The sequence below is a fragment of the Syntrophorhabdaceae bacterium genome, assembly GCA_028698615.1.
Classification (GTDB): domain Bacteria; phylum Desulfobacterota; class Syntrophorhabdia; order Syntrophorhabdales; family Syntrophorhabdaceae; genus Delta-02.
The window spans coordinates 24253-34493 of sequence record JAQVWF010000026.1 but is presented as its reverse complement, the minus strand read 5'-3'; the positions used below and the strand labels follow the sequence as shown (position 1 = coordinate 34493).

The 10241-nt window shown below is 51.2% G+C and carries 7 protein-coding genes and 1 tRNA gene; 4 read left to right on the top strand and 4 right to left on the bottom strand.

Translation table 11 applies throughout. The features are described from left to right. Both PHC90_09850 and PHC90_09845 read right to left on the bottom strand, forming a co-directional pair. Positions 1 to 312, bottom strand: a 312-nt coding sequence (locus PHC90_09850; GenBank protein MDD3846651.1) for a hypothetical protein, incomplete at its 3' end; no start/stop codon positions are given. Between the two features lie 102 nt (positions 313 to 414). Next, positions 415 to 2448, bottom strand: coding sequence for an adenylate/guanylate cyclase domain-containing protein (locus PHC90_09845; GenBank protein MDD3846650.1), 2034 nt, complete (start codon positions 2446 to 2448; stop codon positions 415 to 417). A gap of 185 nt (positions 2449 to 2633) precedes the next feature. Between PHC90_09845 and PHC90_09840 the strand changes: the two genes are divergently transcribed. Beyond that, positions 2634 to 3257: a site-2 protease family protein gene (locus PHC90_09840; protein ID MDD3846649.1), complete on the top strand. Its 624-nt coding sequence runs from the start codon at positions 2634 to 2636 to the stop codon at positions 3255 to 3257. Positions 3258 to 3422: 165 nt separating this feature from the next. After that, a tRNA-Met gene (locus tag PHC90_09835) sits at positions 3423 to 3499 on the top strand. Between the two features lie 75 nt (positions 3500 to 3574). Here PHC90_09835 and PHC90_09830 read toward each other — a convergent pair. Then, positions 3575 to 5110, bottom strand: coding sequence for a glutamate synthase-related protein (locus PHC90_09830; GenBank protein MDD3846648.1), 1536 nt, complete (start codon positions 5108 to 5110; stop codon positions 3575 to 3577). Between the two features lie 397 nt (positions 5111 to 5507). On the opposite strand from PHC90_09830, the gene PHC90_09825 reads away from it, so the two are divergent. Next, positions 5508 to 6518: an NrpR regulatory domain-containing protein gene (locus PHC90_09825; GenBank protein ID MDD3846647.1), complete on the top strand. Its 1011-nt coding sequence runs from the start codon at positions 5508 to 5510 to the stop codon at positions 6516 to 6518. 55 nt (positions 6519 to 6573) lie between these two features. After that, on the top strand, positions 6574 to 9162 hold the full coding sequence (locus PHC90_09820) for a PEP/pyruvate-binding domain-containing protein (protein MDD3846646.1): 2589 nt from the start codon (positions 6574 to 6576) through the stop codon (positions 9160 to 9162). Between the two features lie 2 nt (positions 9163 to 9164). Here the strand turns inward: PHC90_09820 and PHC90_09815 are convergent, their stop codons facing one another. After that, positions 9165 to 10151: an NrpR regulatory domain-containing protein gene (locus tag PHC90_09815; GenBank protein MDD3846645.1), complete on the bottom strand. Its 987-nt coding sequence runs from the start codon at positions 10149 to 10151 to the stop codon at positions 9165 to 9167. Between the last annotated feature and the right edge of the window lie 90 nt (positions 10152 to 10241).

Below are 10241 nucleotides of genomic sequence, written 5' to 3'. Positions count from 1 at the left end.
GGTGGCGTCATTACCCACGGTTACCCATGAAGCGTGGGTCGTGGCCCCCCCGAAGATCTTGTAGCCGGCCTGCCCGACATAGTTGCTCTTGAAGTTACCTGACTTCGTAGCCGTCCGGACGACCAGCCTGGTTCCGTCGTAGAAAAGGCCCTCCGTTGCCCCTCCGTCAGGTATGACATAGAGCGAGGCGGGCTGCCAACCGGAAGGGCTCGAGGCGTTGCGGATGGCAATCTCAAGTGCGTCACTGTAATTCGGGATGAGGTCTGCCCCGTACGTGAACAGCGGAAAAGAAAGGATGATGCACAGCGCCAAAACGGGTCGGAAAAATGCCCGTTGTCCATGCCTGCCTGTTCCGGAGATCCCTGGGGGGGAGGATTTATGCGAGTATGCGGTGATGTCACACCTTGCGTGTCTCTACCTGCCGCTTGCCGGCGAAATGTCAGCGGTTTCCAGCGGCATGCCATCGAATTTGAGGACCTCCATGAGAATGTCGACAACCTGGGGATCGTAAGAACCCTTTTCCGTGCTCTTCCTTATCTCATTCAATGCAAGGCGCACATCCCATGGGCCGCGATAGGGGCGCCAGGATGTCATGGCGCTGTATGCCTCGGCAACGGCGGTTATGCGTGCGCCGATGGGTATTTCCTCACCTTTCAGCCCGTCAGGATACCCGTTGCCGTTCCAGAGCTCATGATGATACTTCACTATCTGCAGGAACTGATCGTTGACGTAGCCGAGCCTCTTAAGGGATGCCACACTTTCGAGGACATATTTTTCGACAAACTTGATCTCATGCTCGGTAAGGCTTGCCTGGCGGTTCAGGATATGGTGGGGTATGGCCTCCTTGCCGATGTCCTGGAGCAAACCGGCCTGCAGTATGTCGGCCTTCAAGTCCTCGTTGACATTGAGGCGATCCGCCAGGACGTAGGAGAGCATCGCCACGAGAAGGCCCCGCCCTATGGAGCCATCCAGAGATTCAACAGCCAGAACAAGGTCGAAAGGTGCTTTTATCGCGGCCTCCACCTCGCTGTATCGTTCCGATATGGCCGGGGGGATGACGCTGCGGTCATGCCAGCGGCTTTTTAGACTCTTAACCTCGTAGACCGCGATCTTGTGAAGCTTACCTTTAAGCTGGAACTTCTCGAAGTCGTCCTTTTTCAAGTTGGCGTCGGCGTAGGCGAGCCTCAAATCGGTGGAATCCGGATCGAGGGCGAGGGCGCGCTCAAAACAGGTAATGGCGGCAGAGGCATCATGGAGACCGAAATGGGCCCTCCCCATCTGGTAGAGAAGACCCGAGCTCTCACCCTCCATGGCGAGATTGTGCTCGAGGACACTGAGTTCCTCCAGCAGGGCCTTGTCCGTCTGGCGGCTGTATCCCATGTTTCGCAGCTTTTTCATATTCACGAAGGGTTCAACGAAGTTGAACGTGAACTCATCCACGTATATCCGTTCGGGCTCGCAGATCTCTTCAAGGCGCTTCGCCACGTTGACCCGGTCGCCGATGGCGCTGTAGGCCTGTCGATGCACCCCCATCATGCCTACGATCGTATACCCCGTAGCGATACCGATGCGCAGCTTCCACGGCAACCCGATGTCCTTCATCCTCTCCTGCATCTTTATGGCCGCAATGACAGACATGAGGGCATGCTGGGCGTAGTCGACGGGTGCGCCGAACTCGACCATGACACCGTCTCCCATGTATTTGTCTATATGACCCCTAAAAAGCTCGATAACCGGTTCGATCCCTCCGATGAACCGGTTCAGTTCATCAAGGACTATGTCCGGGGGATTCTGGTCGGAATAGGCCGTGAAATCAGTGAGGTCACAAAACATGATGCTGATCTCGCGTTTTTCTATCCTCAGTTTCCCTTCCGTGGCAAGTTTGGCAACGACGGGATCCATCGTCGTGTAGAGGGTCCTCTCGACCTTTTCCTTCATCTCTTCGACCACGCGGCTGCGCTTGAGTTCCTCGTAGAGCCGCCTCGTCTCCTCGAAGCCCTTGGCCAGTTTTTCCTGCAGCGACCCGATACCCGCGCTTGTGAGGACGAGAAAACCGCCCCAGATGATGATCATGATGAGTGTGCTCGTCATATTGCCGCTCACGGTGAACCATTCGGGCCTCATGACGGCCGTAACCGCCACGACAACAATGATATTGAGAGATGCATATAAAGCCTTGCGTTTCCCGAGAATATACGCGGCCAGCAGGACAGGCAGGTAGAAAAGGTTCAGAAAGGCGAACCTGTAAGGGAGGATAAAAAAGACGGCACAAACGAGAACGGCAATGAGCAGAACGAAGACCAGTTCAAGATGACGGATCATGAAGTTCCGGAAGCGCAAAGCGAGGGTAACGCCAAAGGCATCAGCTACTTCAAAATCGGGCGCATCACGAAATATGTCTTTCCGGGGGATGCCGGGGCCAGAACCTTTTTCTGGATCGCCGCTCATTATTTAAATTTCACCGTACCTGAACAAGTATTGTATTTTCCCACCCAACAGACTAAATGTCTTATTATCATGGCACCCGATTTTTGTCAATTATGTTATTAGAATACAGCATATCTTTATTCGGATATCTGTTAAATTCATTTGCAATTGCCTTCTATCTATGGGATAGTCTCAATCACTTTATCATGGGACTTATTCAACTTTTATTTCGCGACCCCCTGACATTCGTACTTCTCGTCATACCCCTTATGTACTCCATCATCATCCATGAACTTGCTCACGGATGGGTAGCATACAGGATGGGGGACCCTACGGCAAAATGGCTTGGAAGGCTCAGCCTGGATCCCAGACGACACCTCGACCCCTTCGGCTCCATAGCCCTTCTCATCTTTGGTTTCGGATGGGCAAAACCGGTTCCCGTCAATTTCCTGAACCTGCACGATCACCGGAGGGGCATGATCTACGTCTCCGCAGCCGGCATCGCGGCGAACACGATCCTGGCCTTCATTGCTTTTCTCATTATGCGCGTCACCCAGGATTATGATCTGGGGCCCCTGCATACAATGCTCTATTTCATGGCAAGGGTGAACATAATGCTGGCGGCTTTCAATCTCATCCCTGTGCCGCCCCTTGACGGCTCAAAGATACTCATGGGATTTCTGCCGGCTGAATACGGCCATTATCTGGAACGGCTGGAACCTTTCGGAATGTTCATAATACTCGGTCTTCTCTACCTGGGAATACTCAATCCCGTCATATCCCTGTTCCAGGGGATCATCATTTACGTTATCCGGTTATTCATACCCTGACAGGACCTCATAGTCGAATGCCCCAAAGGGCGCTTCCAAGTCTCTTTTGCATCAAAGGCCCACGGATATACTCATGAAAGCGCGCCGGACAAGGCAGTAAACACGGCCGAAGGGATTATTACCCTTGACTTTGAGCCGTTTTTCCTTTACCTTATTCCATTCGATAGCGGGGTGGAGCAGTTTGGTAGCTCGTCGGGCTCATAACCCGAAGGTCACTGGTTCAAATCCGGTCCCCGCAACCAAAAACAACAAGGGCCCTGTGTGTTTGCACAGGACCCTTTTTTATTGCGCTGTGTTGCCAGGGGAAAATGAACCGCTTAACGCGCGCCCATCCTCTTTAGAAGAACTCTTGACTCAGAGGTGAGTATCCGCTTTGCACTTTCGTCGAAGACATCAGTGATAAAGGGGATATTGGTCTCTATCTCCGTCTCTCTATTTGCGGAGAAAATGTCATTTCTCGAGATCTCGGATACCCTGAACCGACGTGCGCCCGCCATCAGCTGCTGAAGACCGGCTGCAAGTTTATCGATCAATGTCCACATCGCAATGGCACCGTAGGGAATATTCTTCATCTCATCCTGGCCGACCTTCTTCTGCACATCATAGTATCCCGCAAAGATCTCGTCCGCACTGACACCAAGTTCCTTGACGGCGGGAGGCAATTCGTCCCAGTTGCCATTCACTCTTGCCCTGCGATCAGGATTGAGCACACCTTCAATATTGGAACCCACAAATCCTGGGATCATCGCCGATCTGCCCATACAGATCAGTTTCGTGAAGGGAGCGCCCAGGGCCAGAGCCTTGAAGATATGGTCTTCACGGGCGAGGCCGCCGGCAAAAGCGATGTCGACAACCTTCACGCCCTTTGCGGCAAGTATTGCAGCGTATTCGTAAGTCTTGGAATGGAGAAGAATTGAAGGCACACCCCACGATTCCATCATGTTCCATGGGCTCATGCCGGTTCCGCCGCCGGATCCGTCGACGGTAAGAAGATCAAGCTCGGCATCGCTTGCATACTTGATGGCCATGGCAAGGGCCTCCATGCCATAGGAACCGGTCTTAAGAGAGATTCTCGTGTAACCTATTTTCCTGAGATATTCGACGGCGGTCATGAAAGACTCTTCGACCTGATCTGCCGATGAAAGATCGGTATATCCAAGCCTGCTGTGACGGGCAAAGGTCTTGATCGCGCCATGTTCAAATGCTTTCTGAACCTCTGGCCTGGTTGGATCGGGATCTACCACATAACCCCTGTCCTTAAGAAAAAGGGCATAGCCGAGATTGTCAACCTGAATCTCACCTCCAATATCCTTGGCGCCCTGACCCCACTTGAGTTCAATGATGACCTTGTCGCCGTATTTCTCAATGACATATTCCGCCACACCATTTCTCGTATCCTCAACGTTCATCTGTACTATGATCGCGCCATAACCATCAAAATAGCGCAGGTATGTATCGATCCTGCGATCAAGTTCCGGCGCCTTCACGATCTTGCCGTTCTTGATAACCGCTTCCCGGTCGATGCCGACGACGTTCTCTCCAACTACTATAGGGATTCCCACCAGGGCCGCTCCGGCAGCAAAAGAATCCCAGTATTTAGCCGCAATGAATGTGGAACCCAATGCGCCCGTCATAATGGGAACCTTGCATTTCGTCTTCACTGTATTTCCGAATTCTGTTTCGACATTGACGTTGGGGAAGATACAGTCGTCCGCTGAGTTCGAGAGTCCACCAGGGAGTCCGCTCACCCCGTAATTGTACCCCTGGATTCTCAGGGAGTTGTACGCAACTCCTATGTGCATGGTGTTGCCGCTGCCCGCTGTTACAGTCCCAAAGTCTCTTGGATAGAGCATCTTTCTACCCTTGAGGCTGGAGAGAAACGTTTCGCACTTACCTTTGCAATCTGAACGACATAATGTACAAAGACCGGATTCTGCCGGATTGCCCCTGTTGACTGTTCCCAATGCGTCGTTTGATTTTGGCCACTCGATCATGTGAGCCTCCTTGATATTGGTTATGCGGTAAGGCGTTGCCATACGAGCGGCAAGTAATTGCCATATATGGAAGCTACCGTCGTTGATAATTATGCCAACGGTCACACTCATTGTCAATAAAATAGTTTAGTTATGTCTAGCCCTCTTATTTTCTTGCCCTTTATTGTTGTAGTTGCTAGAATTAAATAACGGCAGACTTGCCGGCCGGCCTGTTACCGATTGCCGGTACATATCGTGATTGTGGAGTGAGGCCTATATGGAAGAAAAGAGGAAACCAAAGGAGCTCTTGATACTTAAGACCTTAAAGGATGCCCGGTCAGCGCTTTCCAGCATAAGGATCGCCGAGGAGATCAACCTGCTTGGGCATGAGGTCAGTGAAAGGACGGTGCGTTTATATCTCCAGCACCTGATGGCCGAGGGACTGACGATGAGCCAGGGCAAAAGAGGTCACCATATTACAGAACAGGGGCGCAAGGAACTCGAGTCCTCCGACATAATTGAAAAGGTTGGACTTCTTTCGGCAAAGATCGATCAGATGACCTATCGTATGAATTTTGATCTCAACACAACTTCGGGAAGTGTCGTTATCAATATAACAATGGTTAACCCGGAACTTTTCGCAGAAAGCATTTCCCATATCTACAAGGTTTTCAGAGACGGGTACGCCATGGGAGAACTCATCACATTTCTTGCCCCCGGGGAGAGCCTCGAGCATATTACGGTCCCTGAAGGGATGATAGGGATAGGCACGGTCTGCTCGATAACCTTGAATGGGGTGCTTCTCAAACACGGGATCCCCACGAACTCGCGCTTCGGAGGATTACTCGAACTGATCGATAAGAAGCCTACCCGTTTTGTAGAGCTAATAATGTATGATGGAACCAGTATTGACCCCCTCGAGGTTTTTATCCGGAGCGGCATGACGGACTATATGGGGGCCATCAAAACAGGAAACGGCAGGATAGGGGCCAGTTTCAGGGAATTCCCCGCCGACAGCCGCGACATGGTTGAACATCTCGGGGATAAGTTGAAAAGAATTGGTCTCGGCGGGTTGGTAACCATCGGAAGGCCGGGACAGAGCGTTCTTGATATACCCGTCAGTGAAGGCAGGATAGGGGCGATTGTGATTGGCGGGCTCAACCCGGTCTCGATCCTTGAGGAAACAGGCATCAGGGCTTATTCGAGAGCCCTGGGGGGGCTTATCGATTTCAACAGACTTTTCCGGTACGAGGAAATGGAGAGCCGTATCCAGCCTTTTTTGCATTGAGCGCTCGCACCACGTCACGTCCTGGTATATAATTACGGGTACTTGAGAGGTTTATATGAAGCCATCTCTTCCAGTAAGCACAGGCCTCCCCGGTCTTGATCTGGTATTCAACGACCTCCGTCTCGGAGATAATGTAGTCTGGCAGGTGGACGAGATAGAGGACTACCGCCATTTTGTTCTTCCCTTCGCCCGGAAAGCCCTCAAGGAGGGAAGACGCGTCGTCTATATGCGATTTGCCGACCATGCGCCCCTGCTCGATCCTCCAGAATGCACCAGGATATATTCCCTGGACGCATATACCGGTTTTGAAACCTTCACAACCCAGGTTTACAACATCGCCACGACGGAAGGGCGAGAGGTTTTCTACGTCTTTGACTGCCTTTCCTTCCTTCAGTCTGTCTGGGCCACCGATCTCATGACAGGCAACTTTTTCGTGGTTATGTGTCCCTATCTATTCGAACTGGACACTATCGCCTATTTCTCCATATTGAGACACAGCCACTCCTTCAAGACCGTGGCCCGCATCAGGGAGACAACCCAGCTTCTTCTGGAGGTGTATAAACCGGGGGATAATTATTGCGTACACCCCTTGAAAGCCTGGAATCGTTATTCGCCGACAATGTTCTTCCCACATCTCGAAGAGGGTGCTGAATTCTCGCCCATCATCAACAGCGTGGATGCCACGCAACTCTTCTCCGATATATCGAGAAGGGAAACCCAAAGTCCGAGAAGATACCTGGATTACTGGGACCATCTTTTTATGAAGGCGGAGGACCTTTCCCATAGGTCATGCGAACCGGACGAGCGTCAGGAGATGATCGATGAGCTGTGCAGGATCATGATCGGCAAGGAAACCCGAATGTTTTCCCTTGCCAGGAAGGTCTTTACTCTTGAAGACCTTCTGGACATCAAATCGAGGGTGATAGGAACGGGGTTTGTTGGAGGAAAGACCGTGGGAATGCTCCTCGCCCGTAAAATTCTCGAAATGGACAAGTGGCTTCCGTGGCAAAACTACCTTGAGCACCATGATTCCTTTTACATAGGTTCAGATATCTTCTATACCTATATCGTTCAAAATGGGCTCTGGAAGCTCCGCACGGAACAGAAAACAAAAGAAGGTTACTTTGAGGCTGCCATCCCTCTCGGAGAAAGGATGCTCGGGGGTGACTTTCCGTACGAGATAAAAGAGCAGTTCCAGCAGCTTATCGAATATTTTGGGCAGTCTCCGATTATCATCAGGTCAAGCAGCCTGCTTGAAGATGCCTTTGGTAACGCCTTTGCCGGTAAGTATGACAGCATCTTTTCCGTGAACCAGGGGTCTCCTGAACAGCGTTACGCCACTTTCGTCGAATCGGTACGAAGGATCTTCGCGAGCACCATGAATGAGGACGCCCTTGCGTACCGCCTCCAGAGGGGCCTCGACCAGCAGGACGAACAGATGGCGCTGCTGGTTCAGAGGGTTTCCGGATCCTACAGGAAACATTATTTCTTCCCCGACCTTGCCGGTGTTGGCATTTCATACAACAATTTCGTATGGAAAGAGGGGATGGACCCGAAGGCGGGCATGTTACGGCTTGTCGCCGGACTGGGAACGAGGGCGGTAAACCGCGTTGAGAACGATTATCCCCGGATAGTTGCCCTTGATAACCCCTTATATCGTCCCCATACCGCTCCTGATGAGGCACGCCGGTTCTCCCAACACAATCTCGATACCCTCAACATCGAAACGAACTCTTTTGAGACGATATCGTTTATGAACAAGGCCCAGGATGGTCTCAATATCAAGCTGGACCTCTTCGCCGTCCGAGACCCGGAGACAACGCAGAGGATGCGAGAGCTTGGCCACCAGGACAGGGAAGCATGGATACTCACCTTTGACAACCTCCTTTCCAACACATCATTGTCAGGAGTGCTGCACCGCATGTTGAAAGCGCTTGAAGAGGCCTACGATTATCCAGTAGAGATTGAATTTACCGTCAATTTCACGCAGTATAACGAATATAAGATTAATCTTCTTCAATGCAGACCTGTTCAAACCAGGGGTCAGGCCCGACAAAGGGTCAATATACCGGATCAGATCGACAGAGATAGTGTATTTATTTCCATCCAGGGACACTTCATGGGAGGCAGTATCGTTCAAGACATAGCCCGGGTTATATTCGTAGATCCGGCGGAATACAGCAAACTTAACGTCTCCGATAAGTACAGTATCGCAAGACTCATTGGAAGGTTAAACAAGCTTATTAAGAACCGCGATGATATGCCTACCTTGCTCCTGGGACCTGGAAGGTGGGGCTCGACAATCCCGTCCCTCGGTGTTTCTGTGAGGTTCTCGGAGATCAACAACATAAGTTTTTTGGCCGAAATCGCCTACATGGGCGGTAATCTCATACCCGAACTCTCCTTTGGCACCCATTTCTTCCAGGATCTTGTTGAGACAAATATCTTTTATCTCGCTCTCTTTCCTGACAATCCAGAGGTCATATTCCAGAAAGAGATACTTGACCGTTTTGACAACGTGTTCCCAGCACTTGTGCCGGAGAGCTCAAAATTCCAGAATGTTGTAAAGGTTTATGAGACGAAGGGACAACGACTCTGTGTGATGGCGGATATCATTTCCCAAAAGCTCATCTGTTTTGCGTAGGACTACAGAAGATCACTCGCCGCTTCGTTGAAAGTGAGCAGCCGTGAATATTCGTAGAGTGTCGACATGGCCCTGTTTTCCGTGAAAATTCCGGCTTCTTCCGCAGCCGCAACAGGGTTTAGACCGCCAACGACGATCATGCCAACCTTATCAATTCCTACAGGCACATCCAGAAGCGGTTGGTTCGGCTTGCCAAAGAGGATGTTCCGCCCAATCTCTTTGCGGGACATTTTTTCTGTGAGGATTTCTGCTTCCCTGATGCTCACCACGGGAATTTCGCGGAAACTGGCAAGAATTCTACCGTTATTGCCCGCAATTGCCCCGATCACATCGGTAGTCCGGCTCTTGATCAAGATCTCCAGAGGATCCATGGACGAACCCTCGTAGCTTATGAGCGAGGTGAATCTTGACGGGACCCCATCCCTGATCTCGACAACCCCCCCGTACCGTGAGGTCACCGGTATCCCCGACTTGAGAAAAATACCGTTCAGCGTGATACTGCAGACGGTGCCAAGACCCACGTATCCCCGCGGGACCTGAACGTCTCCTATCCTTTCCCCGCCTTTTGCAAAGGCAATTCTGCGACTCATCACATAGGGGGAGTCGAATGCTTTTGCCATTACCCTTACCGCATCCTTCAGTTTGTGCTCGGGAAAGAAGGATATGTTGAGGATTATGTTTCCAGTTAGAGAATCGATGTTGAAATCCGTGAGATAGGAGAGGCTGTCGATCTTACTGATGACAAATTTGATCCTTTCCGACACAAAGGCTTTGCTGACCTCACCTTTCCCTTTTTCGGTAATCACTCGTCCTCTCTTGCCCCGGATCCTCGTCATTCCCATCTGGTCGAGAAGTTTGAGGTAATAGCGGACTGTCCTCTCGGAAAGTTCTATCCCATGGTTTAAGAGTTCTCTGGACAACTCGGCGGAACCCACGACCTCCTCATATTTATCGAGGATCCGCAGTATGGTAAACATCATCTTGTTCATTGATCTATTCCTTACGTCAGGTGCTCGATAGCGTCCAGGGATTGCACCTGCGGCTCCCTGAGGAATTCGCCTTCTCGAAACACCCCTGTT